The following is a 22,073-nucleotide window of genomic DNA, read 5'->3' on the forward strand; positions in this document are numbered from 1 at the left end:
GGGCGCGTCTAACACTGCTGCAGCCCTCATCGCATTTGGCTTTGCGGCAACTTCACTTGTGACAATCGGCGTGACAAACGCCGATGTCACCAGCAACAGCGATGTAGATGATGGTGCCGCAGACCAAGGAATGGACTGCACCTGACTGACAGTCAGGCATGCCCCGGTCATCGCATCGCTGAGTTCACCCGGCTCAGAATCTCGCGGCGCTGGTTTCGTCAGCCAACGCAGCCTCCCCCCGCCCACCGGTAACGGTGCTCAGGAGGCCAGATCATGAGATGCCCTTGCTCCCGGTCGTAAGGAGCCGCCAGTCCCGCGTTAAAGGACATCCCCACAGGTCGCAGGGGCCTTGATCCCTGATAACACTCAGCACTCTTGGCGGGATGACGTGGGGCGAGGATCGGAGAACGTTAGATGAGGTGACTGACATGGCATTGGTGGGTAGACGCGATGGCCGCAATTTCGGTTACGGCAGACAATTGAGCTACGCAGGGCCGCAGGCGCTTAAGGACATGTTCGGCGGCGGCCACTACGGCACGGTCAAGGCACACAGTGATCGATGGTTGGCATTCGTGAAGTGGTGCCGCTCCGAACAGGGGCCCGGAATCAATGATGCGCGACAGATTGATCGAAAGGTATTGGCCGACTACGCGGCGTATCTGCGCGACATTGTTAAGCGCGGTGATCTCGCCGTCAGCACCGCGCAAAACCGATTATCCAGCGTTAACAGGACCATGGCAGCGCTTCGTGGTGATCAGCATGTGAAACTGCCAAGTCCGAGCAAGGCGTTGGGTATGCAGCGCAGCGGAGTTCGACACTCGGTGCCACAGGGCCAAGACCGCAAACAGGTTAAGCAGATTGTCGATGTGCTTTGCCGCGATCATCAGCTACGGGCCGCTGCAATCGTTCTGTTGGCGCGATCCACCGGCATGCGCTTGCGTGAGGCCATCCTAGCCGACTTGCCACGGCTGAGCCGTGAGGCTAACGACCTAGGCAGGATCAACATCCAGGATGGCACCAAAGGCGGCCGAGCCGGCGCCTCAGCGCCACGATGGATTGCGGTGGACCACCATGTTCGAGACGCACTTGGGTTTGCACGGCAGGTGTCGCCTGCGAGTAGCCGCAACCTGATTGCGCCAGACGAAAGCTATCTGAATGTCCTGCAGGAAATCATCCGCCCAGCGCGGGACGTCCTGCATGCACACCAGCTCAAAGGCTTTCATGAGCTACGAGCGGCGTATGCATGTGAACGCTATGAGCAGATCACCCAACACCCCGCGCCTATCAACGGCGGCCAATGTTGCCAGGCAGATAGGAACCTAGATCGTGAGGCTCGAAGGCAAATCAGCTATGAGTTGGGGCACGGTCGGATCGATGTGGTCGCGGCCTACATTGGAGGACGCATATGAGTAAGCCATTCGATATGGAACTGTTCTTGGCTGCGGTGCTGACGGGATCGTACGCAACGCGGCAGCGCCACTTGCGGCAGGCGGTGACTATCACGGCTGAAATTGCAGAGCGCTGGCAACGAGAGAACCCCTGGGCTTGGCGAAGAAAGCACCTCACCTGGTTTCTCGATAGTCGCCTAGACAAACACAGTGACGCAACGCGGTATTACTACGTCCTGACCATGCGGCTACTCGCTCGTCGTCTCGAAAAATCTTGGGTGTTCACCCTCTGAGTGAATATCTGAGTTTGATGGCCACCAGCATTAAAAAATGAACTGAACAACCAATTACGTTAATTCGTGAAGGAGGAGTGGTACTCGACACCTAGCCGAAGCCTGCCCCTGGATTCGCCAACCCCGAAACCGTTCATACACCGTTGACCACTGGATCAAAGCGTACTGGCATATCTCGCCACACGGCACCAGAGCAGAGCATCCAGAGCACGTCATCGAAAATGAGCCGGTCGCTTATGCGAGGCCGCCCCGGCCATTGGTTTCGGTGAAGGGATCGGAAAACACATTCCAGGCTCCATCCGACAACCTTTGACGCTTTGCCAGCACAGAATTCCGTTCCATTGATGGTGGGGACGCTACAAAATCTCAGCGGTCAGGGGCGGTGATTGGGTTTCTCAGCATTCCTACAGAGCCTAGAGTTAAAGATATAATCATACCTATCTACGCACTCAAAAATACGGATAGAAATGTATGCCTGAGATAGGGTCAGCCCCGGAGCAAGGGCAGATTGTCAGATTGCGCCACAAAATTTGGGCGGTAACCGCCGTAAGCAAAACGAAAACAGAAGCAAAACAGGCCATACATCGGGTCTCACTCGAATGCCTAAGCGATGATGCGCTTGGCGAGAACATCCAAGTGATTTGGGAGCGAGAAATTGCGCCTGCTTTTGTCGAATCGACCTCACTACCCAAAATTACAGGTCACGACGATCCCGAACTCTTTGATGCCTTCATCCGTTCTCTGCAGTGGCGAGCGAGTTCGTTGGCTGTCGGCGACATACTACAAGCCCCCTTCCGTGGTGGTGTGCAGATGGAGGAATACCAGCTAGCTCCTGTTATCCGTGCGACTCATATGCCAAGAGTTAGACTCTTATTAGCAGATGATGTTGGCCTGGGTAAAACTATTGAGGCAGGCTTGGTGACCCAAGAACTGATACATAGCCATAGAGCAAGTCGTGTACTGATCGTTTGCCCTGCACACCTAAAAATAAAATGGGTTGACGAGATGGCTGAAAAGTTCGGACTAGAATTCAAGATAATCGACCGAGACTCGGTTTTAAAAATGCGGAAGGAGTATGGACCTAGTATTAATCCCTGGGCCAGCTTCCCTCGAATCGTGACTTCAATTGACTACCTAAAAACTGAGCATCCTCGTCGCTTATTTGATGAGTTTACCCGACGGAGGCTTCTAGAAAGCCCTAACCACCGGCCCTGGGATTTGTTGATCCTCGATGAAGCCCATAATGCGGCGCCGTCTGGCAGAAAACAGTATGTGCGTGATTCAGAACGCACCTCACTGTTACGTTCCATATCAGAACAATTTGAACACAAAATGTTCCTCACCGCTACGCCACACAACGGCTATCGTGAAAGTTTTACTGGCCTATTAGAAATCTTGGATAATCTTCGTTTCTCTCGTGGCACTGAACTGGATAAAGCACAGCTTTCTGCCGTTACTATTCGTCGACTGAAGCAAGACATAGTAAATCCGGATGGTTCACCACGTTTTCCAAAGCGGGCGATCTTACCTCGCAATGAAAAATCGGACCCTCAGTTATATGTTACCCTGCCCTGCCAAGAGCAGAACCTGTTCGACCTCTTGAATGCTTACACCGAAAGCAGGTTGGCCTCAGCTGATCAACGTTCTGAACGACCACTACAGTTCATCCTGACGTTATTGAAAAAGCGCGCCTTGTCCTCTCCTCTCGCTCTGCGCGAAAGTCTTATTGTCCATGCAGAAAATGCTGGAATTAGAGACGAGCTCAATATTGGCGAATCGTTATTTAACAGCTTCGAGCAAAAAGAATCAGAAGACTGGAGCGATGACGAAGAAAAAGAGAGCAACTTGGAGGCAGCCACTAGCGCTGCATCTAAATTAATTACTGAGCTAACCCCACAAGAGAAGGACATGCTCAAGCGCATGTTTGAAATTGTCAATAACCAAGTATCTCACTTCTCTATAAAAGAAGACAGCAAGGCAGCGGCCCTGGTAGCATGGATCGAAAAAAATCTTCGCGTTGATGGCCAATGGAGTGGTGAGCGTGTCATTATTTTCACGGAATACAAGCACACTCTTAACTATCTAGAAAGGATTCTGGAAAAGCATGGCTTTCTTGATGCCACAAAAATAATTAGCGGCGGCATGAACGATAGCGATCGACAGAGAATAAATGATGAATTTCAAGCACCAGACAATGAAACTAGCGCCCGCATTTTACTAGCGACTGACGCGGCATCAGAGGGTGCAGATTTTCAGAGGCACTGTCGCAATCTCATTCACTATGAGATACCTTGGAACCCAATCCGATTGGAACAACGCAATGGTCGAGTAGACCGTCACGGACAAAAAGCAGATGAGGTAAGAATCCATCACTTTGTGTTTAAAAACCAAGAAGACTCAGAGTTTTTAAAACACATCGTCGACAAAGTTGAAACCATTAGAAATGACTTGGGTAGCGTTGGAACTTTAATCGCTGACAGTGTCCGTAAAAGAGCCTTGGGGCAGACTGTAAGCCTTGCTGCCATTGATGACGATGCTCGCAGAAGACTTGCCCGAGAAGAGATGGAGCTAGATGCTCACGAAAATGAAAGCGTTGCACAAATGGTAGGAGCCCTCAACCGAGCGCGCAGTGCACTTGATATTTCAGAGAGCAATCAGCTCAATCTACTCCGTCAGGCGTTGAGCCTGGAGGATTGTGCTGAATCGGTCAAAGAACTGGGCAATGACGAGTTTTTATTAACTCGCGTACCGACAGCTTGGACTGAATGCAAAGCCTACGTAAGTTCCCACTACGTGCAAAAGCGTCTTTCATTCAATCGCAAAAAAACGATGAGAGATGATAATGTAGGTATCGTTCACCTCGATCACCCACTGATGCGACGGGCTACGTCTGCCTTTCGCATTCAGATGTGGGGGGGGCAAACTACGCAAAACCGCTTAAAGCGAGTGGCTATCACTGAATCGACTGAAATTTCAGCGCCGACCGTTATCGCCTGGGGGCGCTTGGTATTACTTGGGCCAGAGCATAATCGCCTCCATGAAGGGTTAGTTCGCTGTTCAATCTTGGTTCAAGGCAACAATATTATCAAGCAAGAGTTGACCAGACCGAGAAATGCTACCTGCTTCATAGGTGACACAGAAAAAGTTCGAGCACTGATTTCACCGCTCATTAATGGGATAGCGAAAGAACTTTCTACAACTGCTGAAATTGAATTACAATCATTAGTATCCACCCTGAATGAACGCGGTGAGGTGGCACGCAAACACGCTCTAAGCCTGGCTACGGAGCGAATTACCGCGATCAACAAGTCCATCAAGGATTGGCAAACCCGATCTGCGGATATGCAAATGCAATTCGCATTTGATGAAGATGAACAAGACCAGCGAGAGCAGGACTTCCTTGCTCTGCAGCGCAGGCTCGAACAGCTTAGAAAAGAGCGAGAAACCGAGCCAAAACGCCAGCGAGACCTGTATAGAGTGATAGACAAAAAAATGTACCCGGTTGCTCTTGAAGTTATTCTCCCTAAGGGGGCAACAAATGGCCACCAATAAACGTATCGCAAATCGCCAGCATCGCTGGCTTTCCAGCGTTGAAGTTACTGGGGTGGTTTTAAGTGAGCCAGTTTTGGCTACCGCTGGCAATTTCCGCTCACTAGATAAGAGAGAAATTTCAAACTTTAAAAAACAGCGTGAAATTTGGAATCTGCCCAAAGGCATGGTTGAAAGTAACGGCCAGACCTTCTGGATCAACTTTATCCTAGAAGAATTTCTTGGTCTGAAAGACAAGGACTACTGGCAAGTCGGCGCAGCCATTCCTGCCGATAAAGTGCTGTACCTTAACGAACATCAAGAAAACTTGCGCCCAACGCGTGTTTTACTAGATGACGACCGCGCGGTGATGTTGGTCCTTGAGGTACCTCGCGAGCAATCCTTGGATAAGCCTTGGGTTCAGGCCAAAGGCCGCTGGAAAGCATCACCTACGACTAAGTTCGAGCGCTTACTACGCGAGACAAGTGTCGAGATTGGCCTGCTAACGAATGGCGAAGCTTGGCGTCTGGTAGTGGCCTCGCCGTCAGAAACCACGTCATGGATGACCTGGACGGTTCAAACTTGGAACGACGATCCGATTACACTAGCAGCGTTCAAAGATCTGCTTGGGGAGTCCCGTTTCTTTGCGGGACCACGAGATCAAGTGATCCTCGAGCTCATTAAGCAAAGCCGCCAGCGACAACTAGATGTGGCAGATCAACTGGGCAATCAAGTACGCGAAGCTCTACAAGCTTTGGTACATGAGCTGGACAGAATCGATGCAGAATTCGGTGGCCGGTATCTGCATGACTATAGCGAAGCAGAAGTATTTGAATCCTGCGTCGCCTTTATCATGCGTTTGTTGTTTACACTCTATGCCGAAGAAAACGGCATGCTACCGCACGGTAACGTTACTTACGACCGAGCTTATGGCGTATTGCACTTGCTGACCGAGCTGGAAGAAACCCGTCGCTTAGCGCCTGAAAAACTGATGCATTCCTACGCTGCATATGCACGACTATTGGCCAGTGCTCGTCTTTTACACGACGGCAGTGTCGACCCAGATATTCCCATCGCTGCCCATGGCGGCCACTTGTTCGACCCGGAGCGATACCCACTACTGGATGGACGGGCAAGGAATGGTGAATGGCCAAGCGAAGCGCCGGAACCACCTAAGGTCAAAGATTCGGTAATTCGCGATATTCTGCGCAGCCTCAAATATGCCAAAGCCGATGGCGTACGCTTGCTGGTTAGCTATCGTACCCTTGCCGTAGAACAAATTGGTCATATGTACGAAGGTTTGCTGGATCGCCGAGTTGCTAGAGCCCCCATCAACCAAACGCTGCTACTTTTACAGGGAGGATCGAAGATAACAGAGCCTGAACCGGTAAATGCCAGCAAGTTTTCAAGCCTAACTGAATCCGCGTTGATTAAAGCGATTGCCGAGCACACTAGCAAGACTACTGGCACTATCAAGAAGGTATTAGAGCGCAACGAAGAGCAACATGCCCTAGCAAACCTAGGGACGGATGATGCCGAGCTACTGGCGTACGCAAAACCGGTTGAACGCTTTTTGAGACCATTGGGCGTGGTGCGCCCCGGCGGTCTTTACGTAACTCATGGTCAAGACCGACGCTCGAGTGGCGCTCACTATACGCCACCGATACTGACCGAGCCAGTTGTGCGGCGGACGCTGGAACACCAAGTTTATGTAAATGTGGAGGATAAACCTGGTTTATTGGTCGAGCCAAGGCTGATCAAAACACCACGGGAAATCTTGGCCCTTAAAGTCTGCGACCCTGCAATGGGTTCTGGTGCGTTTTTGGTACAGGCCACACGCTATCTGTCCGAACGTTTGGTCGACGCGTGGGAAAGGGTGACCGCCGATCACCCCAACACTATTCTAACTATGCCATTTGGCGCACCTTCGCAGGGTGAAGCCAGCGAAAACCTGATGCCGGAATCTCGTGAGGAGCGAGTTGTATTTGCTCGTCGTTATATAGCTGAGCGCTGCGTTTACGGTGTGGATATGAACCGACTTGCGGTGGAGATGGCCAAGCTCTCTCTTTGGCTGAGTACACTCTCGACCAACCGCCCCTTTACTTTTGTGGACCATGCGCTTAAGCATGGCAACTCTCTAGTTGGTCTCACGCCAGAGCAAATCCGAAAATTTACTTGGAAGCCGGCCTGCGACGCCCTCGGCCCGCTATTTGCAAATCAACCTGATCAGGAAGTGGAAGAAGCAGAAAAGCACCGCGAGGCGATTCATAATATTGCCGATCATGATTTCGTAAATAAAGAAAAGGAAAATTGCATAGCAGAACAGGCCCTTGCTAATATCCGGAAGAAGGCAACCCTAGCGATTGCAGCTTTTTTTGACGGCACCAATACAAAACAGCGCGAAGCCAAACTCATCGAGTACCGATATTGGCTTGAGCGTTTGGATCATGATGAAAAAGCAAAAGTAGAAGTAGAGAAAGTAATTCACAGACTTAGCAATGGCGAAAAACCAATTATTCCTTTCTGCTGGGAGCTGGAGTTCCCGGAGGTTTTTCATCGAGAGAATGGTGGCTTTGATGCGTTTGTTGGAAACCCTCCATTTGCTGGCAAAAATACTACCATCGAAGGAACTCGCGAATATTTCGCTGACTGGATAAAAATGGTGCATAGAGAGTCTCATGGAAACTCCGATCTAGTTGCCCATTTTTTCCGACGAGCATTCAACCTACTTCGAAAGGAAGGAAGCTTTGGGTTGATCGCAACAAAAACTATTCGCCAGGGTGACACTCGCAGTACCGGACTACGATGGATAGTAAATAACGGCGGGGTCATTTACAATGCTCAGCGTCGAGTGCCATGGCCGGGAAAAGCAGCCGTGATCGTGAGCTTAATATTCATCAAGAAAGGCGAAGCACCTCAGTCAGTCTACTTAGACAATCGGCAGGTTGGCATAATTACAGCCTACTTATTTAACAAAGGTGACAGCGAGAATCCTTACGTACTGCCTGCCAATGCTGGAAAAAGTTTCCAAGGAAGCATCCCACTCGGAATGGGATTTACATTTGATGACACCGACAAAAAAGGAATTACTAGCTCTATCGCCGAAATGCGGAAACTGCTAGAAAGCAACCCTAAAAACAAAGAGCGGATATTCCCCTACATTGGTGGTTCAGAGGTAAATGACTCACCTACCCATCAGCATCATCGATATATAATCGACTTTTGTGATATGGATGAGGACCAAGCCAAAAAGTGGAATGACTTATACGAAATTGTAAAAGAGAAAGTAAAACCAGACAGAGACAAGCAAAAGCGTCCTGCTGTCCGAAATCGTTGGTGGCAATATTGTGAAAAGCGCCCTGGTTTATACAAGACCATAAAACCGCTAAGTAGAGTTATGGTTGCCGGACAAACTAGCAAGTACCGCACATTTACTTTTCTACCCAACGGCTTAGTCTACGATCAAAAACTAATCGTCTTTGCAGTTGATTCAATGGCAGAGTTTTGCGTGATGCACTCTCGAGTTCACGAAGAGTGGGCGCTATTTTTCGGCTCCACTATGAAAGACGATCCTGTATATACTCCATCTGACTGCTTTGAGACTTTCCCTTTCCCGGACTTGATCGGAAACGAGGAAAAGCTTCAGACCGCGGCAGAAAATTATTTCAATTTTCGCAAAGAGTTAATGATCTCTAGCAATTTAGGGCTAACGAAAACTTATAATCGCTTTAACAACCCTCACGAAAACTCGCCTGAAATTTTCGAGCTTCGCCGACTTCATCAAAAGCTTGATGAGGCTACTCTCGAAGCTTATGGATGGAATGATCTCGAGCTGAGTTACGTATTCGCACCAGATTACGAGGTAGAGGAAGGCAAAAGCATTCGTTGGCGATATCGCTGGCCAGATGAACTACGAGACGAAGTATTAGGAAGATTGCTGACTCTCAACAAAGAGAGCCAGCAACAGAAACCTCATTAAGCACCGTACGGCACAAGCACTTCCTTGTGCCGTAATAAATCGAAGTGCACGGCTATCTGCTCACTGGGTTTCCCTTGCGCTCTAACACCCATCTCTATATTTCGATCCAGTGCATACATGGTAAGGTTCGCCGAAGTCGCCAGGGCATCATGTCGGTCGGCGACCAATACCTTAGCGTGCAATTTAAGGTGTTTATCGCCCGCAGGTATTTTCCAGGTGAGCAATTTGGGTAACGCAATATCCTTGGGCCAAAGGGCGACTAAGGTATCTCGGTTGTTTTTACCATAACCTTTTTCGCCTTCATCCAGCACCATAGTGACCTTTACGCCCCGCGTGACAGCATGGGCCATAAGCTCTACGATGTCCTTAATGATACCTTCATGATCCTTTTTGCCAGCCAACCAATAACCAACGACCAAGAGTTCTGACTGCGCGGCAGAAATAATATCCTGAACCACCTGGCGTGTAGCACGTAGATAGGAGCCTTCCACTTTGGGCCCGGTCCAGACTACTTCGGCCTGAGTGGCATCGCCCTCCGTTAATAACACGGCCTCTTTCAGCGCGGCCAGCTGCAAAGCTAAAGCCATATTATCTAGCGCTGTAAATTCATCGACCCAGACTCTAAATAGATTGCTGAGCGCGTTTTGTACCGCACCGCGTCCGGCTGCAAGTTTGGCAATACTCGCAGAGCCCGACTGCACAGTTAACACTCCGGCATCCAAAGCCGTAAGCAACTCAACGAAAGCGCCTGCATTGATCAGTTCGCGTACTGCCTGTGCCAGAGCATAGGCAGATTTATCCCTGTTGTTAGACAAGGCTACTCCTTATCTATTTGAAATAGGCCATATCACCATATGCCATGGTCGGCACCAGGAAATTGCGATCGAGAAACCGGTTGAAAGCTTCGCAAGAGGTCTCCGGCGCCAATACACAGGCGTGACAAGCAGCGCCGTTGATGGTTGCATGTATATCCGGTTGATGGTCGGCACACAATGGATCTGATGAGCAACGCTTGGCGTTCTCCAGGGCACTGTATATCAAATTAGGGAAGCGCTCTTTGGTAGCCAGATCGACCAGACCACCTAAACTACCCTCAGAATCTGCGCTGGCGGTGTATATTAATATTCCGGCCATTTTACGTTCAGGATCCAAGCTGCTGTATATACGCTCGCGCACCGAAGACTCGGAATAACCACAGTCCAGCGCTATTTGGCGCATTAACACATGGGCCAAACTGTGCAAAAGTACGTAGCGGGCACCGGGAAAATCATCGGCATCCACACCGCGCTCAGTGGCCCACTCTTTATATTTTTTCTCTATCGCCGCTGCTCGCCTTCCTACAGCTGGCTCTGACTCCCAAGCAAACAGGGCCTCTTCCTTCAACTCAATAAAGATACCTTCACCGCGCACCTCGACGGCTGGCAGCCAGTCCTGACGTTCCTTATAAATAGGGGCACGCGATGCTCCCAAACCATCGTCATCCATTCCGGAAGCGTAATCGATACGGGTAAAGCTCGTTAACGCGCGCACTTCAAGAAGTTTACGGGCGAGAACAATACGCTCGATTTTATCATCGAGAAAATCAGGAACATCCCCAGCCTCAAGAAAAAAGTCCGAGTGATCGCCTTGATTACTACCATTGATATCGCGAAAAGCGTTCCACTCTGGTAGGCGCAAATCAATCTCATCGATTTCTATTTCACCACGCTCTTTCAGCAAGGTCTGCCAAATATCTTCAGCCTTGAACACTGCCAGAGCGGGGAACATTTCCATATCCAGCAGCGCTTGTAATTTTTCCTGAGAGTCAATTTTTTCCACCTGGTGTTGAGGACACTTTTTCAGTGCCTGACCAATTGGACTAGCCGCATCTCTTATGGATAACGCGCTACGCACCAAGGGGAACCAACCGTTAGTAGCGCCGCGCTGAATTGCCCGCACCTGAGTGGAATGTTTACATTCATGTGGATCTTTATTTTTTATCCCTAACCAAGGGCGCTTTCGGGTGCATTCACCCAGAGCAAGGCTACGGCTTTCGCCAAAAGCACCACTGACGCTTCTTTTGCTGTCGCAAGCGCAGTAAATCCAAATATCAGCTACCGACCCGGTTGTGCCGGTATAGACCAAGCGCATGCGCTTTTTGCAGTTGGTATCGGTATTACGGTGTACATAGGCGCGCCAAGGGAACTCGTCAATATGTCCACTCGGGCAGGCAACGACAAAGGGCGCCGGAATCGTCGGAGCACGAAACTTTCCTCGACCCTTGCAGTTAGGGGCTTTGCACTCCATCTCTCGCGTTCTTTCATTGTATTCAACCAGTTCTTCGCTGGGCTCAGATATAGTTGCACATTCGGAATGTGTACACACCTGATAACGCGGAAACAGAAATGTCGGGACAGTCCCTAATTTTGTGAAATAGTTACCACCGGCAGGTTTTGCAGAGAAAAACCTCTTCACCTTTAGAGCTCGCTGCAAGCGCGGCTCGTGAATAACTAAATCATCATCTAGAGGCCAGCCATCAATACCTGCAACGATCACAGACAGCGTTTGTAGATCGACAATCGCACCGGGACCAAATGTGGTAATTACCTGGCTTGGGCGAACGTCGCCAATAGCTCGATTCCTCGACATCCGTTTACTCCTCATCACTCAGATAAAATGCCGCTGTTGGCTCAACTTCCCGCAAAGATCCGGGGGTAGACCATTGGCCTTCGTTATCCGTGCCTGAGGTTTTCAACAAAACTCTGGAATTGTTCGGTGGTCGCTCACCGCTTTTCAACCAAGAGTAACGCAACAATTCTTCAGCATAGTGAGCCCAATCATCTCGGCTAGACATCAGACGCTCATTAACCAACTTGGCATTTTTCTTACCCACCAGGTCAGCGGCGCGCAGAGTAATGTCCGTGATCATCAAGTCCGTGCTGGCTAGTGCAGCGTCAAAATTTTGAGCTTGCCCCTCCCTTGCCATATTATCCCCACCCAAACGCTGCATAGCCGCAAACGCACCACGCAAACCACGATCCAATGCTCGAGAAGAAAAAGGCGTGACGCTTATGGCTTCTACATACCTATAGAGCGCCGCATGATAACCCCTAAAATGTTCATAGTGGGAAAGATCACGCGCGCCGAGCCAGTTATACATAGTAATGACTAAGCCAGGATGCTTACGACCTACACGACTGGTAGCCTGAATGTATTCAGAGGTACTTTTCGGTTGACCGGTCACAACCATTAGCCCTAAGCGGTCAATATCCACACCCACGGATATCATATTGGTAGCAAGTAAAACATCAACCGGGTATTGTTTTCCCTGCTCGCGCGGAAACTTGTTGTCCAAGCGTTTCAGAAGGCCAGGAATGCGCCAGGAATCCAAACGGCTAGTCAATTCATCGGGATCATTTATATATCGTTGAGGCAACCCTCGCTGCTGTGCCAAATAGCGCAAGCGCTTCTTAATGTCATCTTCCACCAGACGACGAGCCCCCCCAAGTGCGCGCATGCTATTGAAGTAGCCTACAACCGTTGCATAGGGATCTGCGGCTTCGTTATCCCGAGTTATTTCAGCTCCACCTGCTGCCAACAATGCAGAGTAAACGCGCACCAATAAAGTTTTGGTGCTGGAACCTGGGGCATTCAAACCCAAATAAAGTCGACCAGCGGTATTATCATCGTCCTCTTTAATCTCCTGCTCTTTAGCAAAGAATGAGTCCTTGGATGATAAGCCGCTGGGGGGAAATATTGCTAAATCTCGATTGTAGAGCTGGCGAATTTGCTCACGAGCTCTGCGGATGGTTGCGGTGGAGGCAATTATTTTGGCCGGTATCGTAACGCCAGCTTCAACCTCAACTCTTGTAAGAAAATCCACCGCAGTCTCATACAATCCAACCATAGTCCCTAACGGGCCTGAAATCAGATGCAATTCGTCTTGAATAATCAATTCAGGGGGTACTAATCGGCGTGCAGGTTGATCGTCTTTGACAACTCGTTGATTTGGTTTTTCACCATGCCCTGAAGTTAAATGCCCATAGACTGGGCTAATTCTATCTCTAAAGCCAAAGAGCGCTTGAATTTCACCTTTAAATGGCATACGAGCAAACTTATCCACGGTGGCGATGACCATCGAAGGACACTCGCGATAAATCTCGTCATCTACAACTACAACAGGCAGGCCGTGATTATTCGATTTTCGAGCACAAAATTCGCACTTAGGATTAGGACAACGAACAAGCGTTCTCAGTCGTGCATTATCAAAGTCATATGTCTGGTTTTCTGGTTTTCCTTGCGGCGTTACCAATGAGGTACCGCAGCGAGGGCAAGATACTAACTGAACCGGACTGCCATCTCGCGGCTTTTTACCCTCATCCAAGTCTTCCAGGGCCTTACCCGATGCCTTTGCATCATTAGGTGTCGTTGCCTTACCCACCCAGAGACCAATTTTAAATGGCTCATTTCCCCATTTTTCAGGTTTGCTCCTGCGCACCAACTCGCATGCGCAGATAAGCGCTGTGGCACGCTGGAATTGCTGTACCGTGAGAAGGCGCAACGTATAGCGCATGATAATTGCTACACCGGCACTGGAATCCAACCCGTTGACATCTCCGCGCAAGCGTCGGTGAGCCAGGGTAAATGCGGCCAGGCCAAGATAGGCCTCTGTCTTACCACCACCAGTTGGAAACCAAAGCAAGTCTACGAGTTGTCGGTCGGCTACAAATTTTTCCCCCACCTTTGGTTTGTTCACCATGCTAGCGATGTTGAGCAAAATAAAGCCCATCTGGAAGGGGCGCCAGGTACGGTTGTTTGCGTGATCGAAGTCAGCAGGGGAACCAATGACTTCACCCTTTTCACGGTTTCGTCCCGCCCAAATTGCGTGTATACGTTGATCCCACATAACATGGTTAGCAAAAAGAAATGCCTCATAGGCATTTTTCTCGTCTCGTATTAGCTCCAACCCTTCGCGCATCCTCCGGGCTGTATCTTCGCATGCCCCTATAAGTACCTTAGCGGTATCTTTACTTTCTGAGGTAGAATTAAACGGGGTGCCGTTCGCCTCCACTGCTCTGTCTGCCACCCACTGCTCATAGGCTAAAACCAGTGGTTCGATAGCATGAAATAAATCATCGGGCGCCTTACATTTACTTATTTCCAACATATCCAAGTTCAAACCAGGAATAGCACCGCTTTTAGCTATCAGGCTTGGCACTTCGAAATCTGGGGTAAAATCAGTGAACAAGAAGCTCGCACGGTCACGCTGGGTATTCAGACCATCCCACCCAGCAGCCACACCATGCCCTGTCGCAAATTCTTTAGCATCTCGGTACAGAAGATTAGCTGCCGAAACTTCTGGATCTTTGGATATATCATTTTCAATCGCCTTAGCGATGAATACGTGACTCTTATCCGACGCAAACAACTCAAGTCTTGGCTGCATTAACCATTGTTGATCTTTTGTCTTGTCTGCATCTTCGCCTTTGGGGCGACGATTCACCAGAAAGAGGCTGACCGCCTTAGTACCATTGATATGATGAACCACGCCTTCCAGATAGACCAGACAATCTCCATCACCATTGTCACCTGGCAGCCTAAATCCATCCGGAGTGATGATGACGGATGCGGGGGAATTAGATTTTGATAACGGAATCGGACGGATCTTACCAATAGCATCAACCGGGATGCCTTCTACCAAAACAGATCTTTGGTAACGCTGCCAATACTTACCTCCATCGGCCTCATCCTTCTCCAGTCGATAGTCACCCCAGGAGGCTCTGCCATTAAGCGTTTTAGTGTCCTGGGAAAGGAGGAATGAGAGCCCCATGGATGAGGGGCTAAAGCCGACAATGATTGGAGGCTGAGGCTCGTAATCACCGCTCTCAGCATCATCATTACCTGACGCTAATTCATCATTTTCATAATCGGGAATTTCCGATTCGAGAGGTGCCAAACGACCTATGATATACCGAGTAGTTGGATATTCAGAGATCGTTTCATCAACTGAAGTAGGCCCCATCAGCTCTCGCTTCAGGGTTTCAAGAATTCTTGAGCGCGACTCTCTTTTACTACTATTAGCCATTGATTTGTCCCTTCGGTTCGCGTTTCTGTGCTCCTGGACCTTTCCCTGTTCCCGGATGGGCATCGTGAGCACCGCTTAATGACAAATATTTTTTCGGTACCGCTTTAGGCTTTTCTGGTGATGGGCAATCGGTACGCTTTTTAGGTATCAGTTTAAGCTTGCTTCGAACACGGTCATCAAAAAATTGACGTAGAATTTCTAGCCCCAAAAACTCTCCAATCGCGGGAGGAACTGCGTTGCCAATTTGCACGTGCGCTGCACGTCGATCTCCTGCAAACTGATAGTAATCAGGGAATGTTTGCAAGCGAGCGAGTTCACGAACAGAAAGCAACCTTCCCTTCCAGTGAAAGGGCCCTGTCGCCGGGCCAGGCTGAGCTTGGATTGTCCAGCTTGGTTTATCTTTGGCCAGCTTTAGAAGAAATGACCAGAACCTGGTTCTCCAACCAAATAACGGTACCCCCCCCATTTTTTCAGTGTGCCACAGATAGTTTTGACCTTCGGGAATTGTAGGTAGTAAATCAGCCCATTTACCTGTTGGCTTAACTTCATCTAGCCAAATATCAACATCTAAATCCCCGATGGCATCCCACGCCGTCAAATATGGCAGACCTTTACCAGGTATCTTTTCTTGGTCAAAGTGCGTAGGCTCGGGTAATTTAAATTCTTTCCCATCTCTACTCGCGACAATGAAAACACGCTCTCTTGATTGAGGCACACCATAGTCAGCAGCATTTATGGCAATCACATGTGGATGGTAGCTGGTTTTTCTAGCGCGATTGATACTTTCCAACTCACTAACAAAAAGCTTTAGACCTTCATCCTTTGCAGAATAGGCAATACCCTTGACATTTTCAAGCAATATCACTTCCGGCAGGGCTTCTCGGACTATATCCAAATAGGCCCTCAAGGTCTTTGCACGAGGATCTGTTAGACGATCTGTATCTCCTGTAGCCCAGTATCCTGATTTGGAGAATGGCTGACATGGTGGTCCGCCTGCAAGCAGAGTTAGCTCTCTCGGTTTAAGCCCTGACTGCCTCAATAATTCGCTCGGTGCTAATGCATGGATATCCCCTGAAGAAGCAAGCTTCAACTTTGGATAATTTAGAGCGAGAGTCTTCTGAGCATTCAAATCAATTTCTACGCAGAGTTTATTCATGAATCCCGCCGCGCTCAGTCCGAGGTCCAACCCTCCAGCGCCGCTAAAAAGGGAAATCATTGTTTTAGTCTGCTTACTACTCATGCGCTCTTCTCACATCTCTGGTATTCGAGCAGCTCATCTAAAGATACAGCCAGATACTCGCAGAGGGTATTAATTGTGTCTAAATCTATTCTCACCAGGGTCTCGTAGTACATTCTCGTCAAGGTGCCCCTATTTATTCCAGTGTCCCTCGAGACATCTGAAATTTTTAGCTTCTGCTCACCCATCACCCTTGAGAGGTGGCACTTGATCATAGAAATCACCCAATTTGCTCTACAGAAGATCATTTTGAACCGCTGAAGAATCATACCACGCCTTTGTCCCATTAAAAATGTCGACGCAGAGCAAGCGTACACCTAACTCACCTTGCGTAAGCCAGGCCGGCACACACTGATGCGGCAGCAACTGCGCGATCTTACTGGCCGGTTGTGTCGGCAATCGCCTCAGCACATCTTTGAGATAGGTATACGGATCATGCCCCTTCATGCACGCTGACTGTATCAGGCTCATGATTGCAGCCGCCCGCTTACCGCTGCGCAGCGACCCGGCAGACAAAAAGTTCGAGCGAAGGAATGCCCATGGCCGTATCTGGTTCTCCACCAAGCTGTTGTCGATACGCACAGCCCCATCGTCCAGGTACCTGGCTCATTCCGCCTGGAATAGAGACTGCTCATCCTATATCTTCCAGGAGGGCGCCCTGTGTGTTGGGGGCATAAAGTCCCGCAAGCACCGAGCCCCCCTGCGCCTTTTCATCGCAACGCGATGCTCTTGGGGAATCTGGGTTTTCAAAGCGTCATTGATCATGAGTGAGGATTGACCATGGATGGGCAGGAAAGGCCGGTTATTAAGGCTTATGGCTTTGTTGAAGCAGTGACTTACCCTGACCCTAAGGAGAGTAACCGAGGGCGCGTGAATTTAGTTTTGGATAGCCTTCGAGTAGAGGCACTCCAGAAGGGTGTGAGCGTCAGGGACACGGCTCATGATCTTTTGATAGTTCGGATCCTTTCAACCATCAATCGTTTGGAAGCGCGCTTCCCAGGGAGCCATTGGGAAGAGGGAAGCTGGATCGAGTTTAAGCTCCAAGACAGTCCAGGAGATCCTCCAGCTTGGTACCTCTCCGCTGATGGTGACTACGGCGGAAGGGTCGTTCGCACGAACATTACCGACGCTGTCCGCATAGGAGGAGGGCCGTTTGCGGCGAGTAGAATTGAACAAAAGCTGGTCAAGTTTTGCCAAGCTCCTGATGCGAAACACGTCCAACAGCTTTCAAGTTGGCGTCCTCAACGAAACGCGAGCGGTCCGTTTGTGAGGGTAGTTGACGTCGGTCAAGCTAGCTTTTCAGCCATCCATTCCAGCAAAAACATCACATCTCCAATCATGGGGTACTTTGACGTAGGAGGGCCGCTGTTTTTTCATCACAATACATTCCCCAGCGTGTTTCTGGAACAGAAAAGGGTGCCTCAATCGGGATTTGTCGTACTGTCTCACTGGGACTTTGACCACTATTCGTTAGCCGTCAGCAAAATTCCGGAGCTTCGGAATCTCGCGTGGTATGCGCCTGATCAACCAGTCGGGCCAAATGCGGCCCGGCTCCAGGCTCTTCTGGGTACCAACCTGACTCTGCTTTCTGCTCCGTTCCTTAGCATCAGGAGTGGAATAGAGCTATGGAAAGGTACAGGCGCTCGCAGCAATCGAAATGACAGTGGATATGCGATGAGGATAATCAGGGCTGGAGGACCCGTTCTACTCTCGGGTGATCTGCCTTACTCCCTATTGCCCCTTGGCATTGGGACTCAGTTTTCTGCAATTGCGATAACTCATCACGGAGGTGCCTTCACTGGGCCACCTCCCATCCCTATGTCTCAAGGAGCCCTGGCAGCCGTTTCTTACGGTATACCAAATCGCTATCACCATCCCAACACGGCGGCCATTGGGCTACATCAAAGCGCAGGCTGGTCGATCCAGCCGACCAACACCTCAGCAAGGAAGCGTGGAGACATCTGGCTCTGACATTGCCCATGCGAAAGCATCTGTTTAGCGCCACGCATTTACGCGCTCGTACCTACTATTCTTGTCGGGCGTGTATGCTCATGAGTCCAGCTTTCTAAATATTCCATCGACTAATCAAAAGTTGCGCAGCATCGATCTAGAAACTGAACTCAGCTGTCCTCTGGTAGTTTAGCGGAAAATTCCAAGCCTAACTCTTTAATTCTGTCCAACACTTCTGTTGGTATTTCCTCGAGAGGAGGAGATGTCCATTCTTGAAACGTCTGCATATAGGCGTTATTTTTATTTCTTTTTGATGTTTTCTCAGTTAGATCCAAAACCTCCGTTTGTGCCTTACCCTTTTGTCCTGGTAGCATTCCCTCAAAAAACGGAAAACTTAGTAGCTTTGATTTTTTCCAGTCAACAATTTTGTCTTTTGACCCGAAGGGCACTGTGAAATTAAATACGAAATTATCGAACGCAATATTGCAAATCATGTGCGGGTATTTTTTCTTATCACCTGTTCTTTTGAAAAGCTGAAGCCATATTCTGGGAAATGGCTTGTGCCCGGGCACAAAGGTCTTGTATATTTTTAATGCGCCGGGATCAAACTTTGCAGGCTTCTTGTTGAATCGTATCCATTCGATACATTGTGAGTATCCTTTCAGCTCTGATTCAGGCATGATAGACATTGCCATTTTTACAAAGCATTTATATACTTGCTCAGGAATATACGGGTTGGTTTCTGTTTTTATAGTAAACACCCCCGAATCGTCGTTAAGTTCGGTTAATCCCGAACCCTCAACTTCTAGAATAACAAGGCTATTTCCGATCATCTCCACTCGCTCGCCGGAGCGGGATTTAAATTTTGGCGTACCTTTTTTTCCGTCAACTCTAGTAGTAGTTCTTGATATTCCTAAAAAATTGGCGAGATGGTTTTCGAGATGTTTATCAAAGTACTCATTGCATGTGTTGCACTCATCTCTAGAGAAAAGCAGCTTATTTCCTATAAGCTCTGGCAAAGAATGTGCTTCCTTGCTGAATTTTACTTCCGGGACCTGCTTCCCGCAATATCGGCATGGCCCGAGCCGCCCAACAAAAGTCCTTTCTTTTAACATATAAATTTCGGACGGCTTGTAATTTTCTGCAAACTCAATCACTTAATGACCCCTGCCTTTTATCGAAATTCTGCAAATTTATCCTGCGCAACCCGACCGCCATGAATATATATCTGAAGGGTCAAATATTCCGAGTGGGAATATTCTATAAAATTACTGGTGCTGTTTTTAATTCCTTTCGAGGCGCCCTGTTTAGAGGCACGGCAACCCATATGCATAAAGGACCGACGCAATTGCCCAGACTCTTAGCGCCACCCGACTATCTAGTGGGTATTCGCGCCCAGCTCTGATTCAGTCTTTGTACCTAGGCAACATCTCTTTCAGGCCTGCAGAAACTTTGTGGCGCATCCGGACACCAGTTATGTAATTATCAATCTCCCAGGTCAACAGCTGTTCAGCTATGTCTTGATGACCAGCCAGGATTGCCAGATTTCGCGGCGTGTTACCGTCATTGTTCTTGGCATCAATATCGATTCCAAAAATAAAATGCTTTTCGGAAAAGTGCTTGGCCGCTTTGAAGTGGCCGTTAGCAGCAAGCCAATGAATAGGCGTGTTCAACTCTCCATCTCGACTGTTGAGGCATCCCCCTTCTGCATGCCGTTTTTCCAGCGTTTTTAGCTTTCCTTGCTTGGCGGGCAGGTGCACGTACCTGTCATTCTCTATAAATACGCCGACGCCCTTGTATTCAAGAATCGCCTTGTTTCCTTCAGCACCAAGCTCTTGCAACGGCCCAATAAGCGCTTTACGGTTCAACTGATATGCAATGTCCAGCGGGGTATGCCCAGCGTAATCCCTGTCATTCAGCGCCTGCGGGTTTAGCTGAGACAGAGGAAAAATGCAATCGAGCAGCACGCAAACGTGCCAGTCCCCCATGCCGTGGGCTTGCATATCGCGGCTGCAATATCCCGTGGGAGCCAATACTTGCTCAAGAAGTGTGATTACAGTGGTGGGGTACGTCATGGTTCGTCCCTGAATGAATTGAGCCGAAAGAATGAATGTCGTAGGTAGCTCGGTCAACGCAGCTTCCGAGCCTGGTGTAAGAGGTAACGTAGCATCCGCCACCTTATGCTGTCTGAACGAGGCACAAAAGGAGATCATCGAAGCCGACTGTGGCATGCTAAGTGGGCAGCTTGTGGTACCAAGCCGCAAGGCCTTAATGAAATACGTACTGCAGCGCTACCACATCGACCCTCGCAACCAGACCCGAAGCCCAGCATATCGTGGTCAAAAAACTCTGGGAACTGCACCCTTAGCTGATGAACGACTGGCCCTGCCAGGCCAAGGGCGCCCCGGGCGGCCGAAATTTTTATAGATTCGATGCCGTTTCGTTTATGGCGCGTAGCTCCAACAGCACCGTCCATCGGAATCCAGACCACGCAGCGTTCCAACTGGTATTCCAAGCAAGTTGAGCAAAAAATTATTTACCAGCAAAAACAGATAGATATCGACCGGTTTCAAATTACCCCGGCTCGACAAAAACGCCCAACCTCCCCAAGCTTCCCCTATCCCGCTTCGCCATCAGCCCCAAATTCTGAAAAGGACTTCCCCCATGCCCATCCCAGACTTCCAAACCCTCATGCGCCCGATCCTGGCTATCGTTGCCGAACGCGCTCCGCTCACGCTCAGTGACCTACGCGAGCACGTAGCCAACGAGTTCAACCTAACCGAGAACGAACGCACCGAACGCCTCCCCTCCGGTAAACAAACAGTCATCAACAACCGAGTCGGCTGGGCGCGCACCTATCTAAACAAAGCCGGCCTGCTCGTGATCCCGGCCAAAGGCCTGGTCCAGATCACTCCACGCGGCCTTGAGGCCCTTAACAACGGCCCTGCCCGCATCACTGTCAGTTGGCTCAAGCAATTTCCAGAGTTCGCCGCGTTCCACACCACGCCCCCTGCCACCAACTCAATACTGGCAGCCCAACCTGACCCCACCGAGCAATCCACTCCTGATGAACAACTGTCCACAGCCCACCAGGCACTGATGCAATCGCTGGCAGACGACCTCCTCGCCCAAGTCCGTGCCGCTTCGCCGACATTCTTCGAGCAATTAGTAGTCGATCTCATGATCGCCATGGGCTACGGGGGTTCACGCAAAGAGGCCGGCAGCGCAACCCAGCAAACCAACGACGATGGTATCGACGGCATCATCAAGGAAGACAAGCTCGGGCTGGATGTCATCTACCTGCAAGCCAAGCGCTGGGGTAACACGGTGCATCGGCCGGAGATCGATAAGTTCATCGGGGCGCTGACCCGTAAACGCGCCCGTAAAGGCGTCTTCATCACGACATCCGACTTCTCCGCCGGAGCCCGCGAAGCTGCCCTGAGCCTGGACATTAAAGTAGTGCTTATCGATGGTGCCGAACTCGCCGGCCTGATGGTCGATTACAACCTGGGCTGCAGCGTTAAACAGGTCTACGAAGTGAAGCATCTGGATAGCGACTACTTCACCGAGGACTAACTGCGCCGTGGCGTTGACCTCCTGCCGATGCGCCTGCGCCGATCTCCGCAGCGAATCT

General features: G+C 49.8%; 12 protein-coding genes and 3 pseudogenes. 6 read left to right on the plus strand and 9 right to left on the minus strand.

What is annotated here, in order from left to right:
* Positions 1 to 428 precede the first annotated feature (428 nt).
* Both ACMGGG_RS20030 and ACMGGG_RS20035 read left to right on the plus strand, forming a co-directional pair.
* Complete coding sequence (locus ACMGGG_RS20030; RefSeq protein ID WP_414154273.1) at positions 429 to 1,409, plus strand: integrase domain-containing protein; 981 nt, start codon at positions 429 to 431, stop codon at positions 1,407 to 1,409.
* Positions 1,406 to 1,681, plus strand: coding sequence for a hypothetical protein (locus tag ACMGGG_RS20035; protein WP_414154274.1), 276 nt, complete (start codon positions 1,406 to 1,408; stop codon positions 1,679 to 1,681). The genes ACMGGG_RS20030 and ACMGGG_RS20035 overlap by 4 nt, the downstream gene beginning before the upstream one ends.
* A gap of 105 nt (positions 1,682 to 1,786) precedes the next feature.
* Here ACMGGG_RS20035 and ACMGGG_RS20040 read toward each other — a convergent pair.
* Positions 1,787 to 2,005: pseudogene (locus ACMGGG_RS20040) on the minus strand (transposase); the annotation flags it as partial.
* A gap of 147 nt (positions 2,006 to 2,152) precedes the next feature.
* On the opposite strand from ACMGGG_RS20040, the gene drmD reads away from it, so the two are divergent.
* Together drmD and ACMGGG_RS20050 are read left to right on the plus strand one after the other, a co-directional pair.
* Positions 2,153 to 5,233: a DISARM system SNF2-like helicase DrmD gene (gene drmD, locus ACMGGG_RS20045; protein WP_414155999.1), complete on the plus strand. Its 3,081-nt coding sequence runs from the start codon at positions 2,153 to 2,155 to the stop codon at positions 5,231 to 5,233.
* A complete protein-coding gene (locus tag ACMGGG_RS20050; RefSeq protein ID WP_414154277.1) occupies positions 5,220 to 9,188 on the plus strand; it encodes an Eco57I restriction-modification methylase domain-containing protein in 3,969 nt (1,322 codons plus the stop codon). The genes drmD and ACMGGG_RS20050 overlap by 14 nt, the downstream gene beginning before the upstream one ends.
* Here the strand turns inward: ACMGGG_RS20050 and drmC are convergent.
* The 8 genes and pseudogenes from drmC to ACMGGG_RS20090 all read right to left on the minus strand — a co-directional run bounded on the left by drmC (position 9,185) and on the right by ACMGGG_RS20090 (position 20,514).
* On the minus strand, positions 9,185 to 10,003 hold the full coding sequence (drmC, locus tag ACMGGG_RS20055; protein WP_414154278.1) for a DISARM system phospholipase D-like protein DrmC: 819 nt from the start codon (positions 10,001 to 10,003) through the stop codon (positions 9,185 to 9,187). The two genes, ACMGGG_RS20050 and drmC, sit on opposite strands and share 4 nt — an antisense overlap.
* A gap of 13 nt (positions 10,004 to 10,016) precedes the next feature.
* Positions 10,017 to 11,816, minus strand: a complete 1,800-nt coding sequence (drmB, locus tag ACMGGG_RS20060; protein WP_414154279.1) for a DrmB family protein — start codon at positions 11,814 to 11,816, stop codon at positions 10,017 to 10,019.
* Between the two features lie 4 nt (positions 11,817 to 11,820).
* Entirely contained in the window at positions 11,821 to 15,252 is a 3,432-nt protein-coding gene (gene drmA / locus ACMGGG_RS20065) for a DISARM system helicase DrmA (protein ID WP_414154280.1), read from the minus strand.
* Positions 15,245 to 16,492 (minus strand): DNA cytosine methyltransferase, encoded by a 1,248-nt coding sequence (locus tag ACMGGG_RS20070; protein WP_414154281.1) that lies wholly within the window; start codon positions 16,490 to 16,492, stop codon positions 15,245 to 15,247. The genes drmA and ACMGGG_RS20070 overlap by 8 nt, the downstream gene beginning before the upstream one ends.
* Positions 16,489 to 16,776, minus strand: a complete 288-nt coding sequence (locus tag ACMGGG_RS20075) for a helix-turn-helix domain-containing protein (protein ID WP_414155828.1) — start codon at positions 16,774 to 16,776, stop codon at positions 16,489 to 16,491. The genes ACMGGG_RS20070 and ACMGGG_RS20075 overlap by 4 nt, the downstream gene beginning before the upstream one ends.
* A gap of 55 nt (positions 16,777 to 16,831) precedes the next feature.
* Positions 16,832 to 17,092 (minus strand): annotated as a pseudogene (locus ACMGGG_RS20080) (transposase domain-containing protein); the annotation flags it as partial.
* Positions 17,093 to 18,609: 1,517 nt separating this feature from the next.
* Positions 18,610 to 19,596, minus strand: coding sequence for an HNH endonuclease (locus tag ACMGGG_RS20085; protein WP_414154282.1), 987 nt, complete (start codon positions 19,594 to 19,596; stop codon positions 18,610 to 18,612).
* 249 nt (positions 19,597 to 19,845) lie between these two features.
* Positions 19,846 to 20,514, minus strand: coding sequence for an ankyrin repeat domain-containing protein (locus tag ACMGGG_RS20090; RefSeq protein WP_414154283.1), 669 nt, complete (start codon positions 20,512 to 20,514; stop codon positions 19,846 to 19,848).
* 112 nt (positions 20,515 to 20,626) lie between these two features.
* Between ACMGGG_RS20090 and ACMGGG_RS20095 the strand changes: the two are divergent.
* Both ACMGGG_RS20095 and ACMGGG_RS20100 read left to right on the plus strand, forming a co-directional pair.
* Positions 20,627 to 20,807: pseudogene (locus tag ACMGGG_RS20095) on the plus strand (WYL domain-containing protein); the annotation flags it as partial.
* Between the two features lie 296 nt (positions 20,808 to 21,103).
* On the plus strand, positions 21,104 to 22,015 hold the full coding sequence (locus ACMGGG_RS20100; RefSeq protein ID WP_414154284.1) for a restriction endonuclease: 912 nt from the start codon (positions 21,104 to 21,106) through the stop codon (positions 22,013 to 22,015).
* The last annotated feature ends 58 nt before the right edge of the window (positions 22,016 to 22,073 follow it).

Source organism: Pseudomonas sp. BNK-44-b (genome assembly GCF_047456245.1).
GTDB lineage: Bacteria > Pseudomonadota > Gammaproteobacteria > Pseudomonadales > Pseudomonadaceae > Aquipseudomonas > Aquipseudomonas machongensis.

Coding starts and splice junctions, on each gene's coding strand:
- ACMGGG_RS20030 (WP_414154273.1), top strand. CDS start 429: ATGGCATTGGTGGGTAGACGCGATGGCCGCAATTTCGGTTACGGCAGA.
- ACMGGG_RS20035 (WP_414154274.1), top strand. CDS start 1,406: ATGAGTAAGCCATTCGATATGGAACTGTTCTTGGCTGCGGTGCTGACG.
- drmD (WP_414155999.1), top strand. CDS start 2,153: ATGCCTGAGATAGGGTCAGCCCCGGAGCAAGGGCAGATTGTCAGATTG.
- ACMGGG_RS20050 (WP_414154277.1), top strand. CDS start 5,220: ATGGCCACCAATAAACGTATCGCAAATCGCCAGCATCGCTGGCTTTCC.
- drmB (WP_414154279.1), bottom strand. CDS start 11,816: ATGTCGAGGAATCGAGCTATTGGCGACGTTCGCCCAAGCCAGGTAATT.
- drmA (WP_414154280.1), bottom strand. CDS start 15,252: ATGGCTAATAGTAGTAAAAGAGAGTCGCGCTCAAGAATTCTTGAAACC.
- ACMGGG_RS20070 (WP_414154281.1), bottom strand. CDS start 16,492: ATGAGTAGTAAGCAGACTAAAACAATGATTTCCCTTTTTAGCGGCGCT.
- ACMGGG_RS20075 (WP_414155828.1), bottom strand. CDS start 16,776: ATGGGACAAAGGCGTGGTATGATTCTTCAGCGGTTCAAAATGATCTTC.
- ACMGGG_RS20090 (WP_414154283.1), bottom strand. CDS start 20,514: ATGACGTACCCCACCACTGTAATCACACTTCTTGAGCAAGTATTGGCT.
- ACMGGG_RS20100 (WP_414154284.1), top strand. CDS start 21,104: ATGCCCATCCCAGACTTCCAAACCCTCATGCGCCCGATCCTGGCTATC.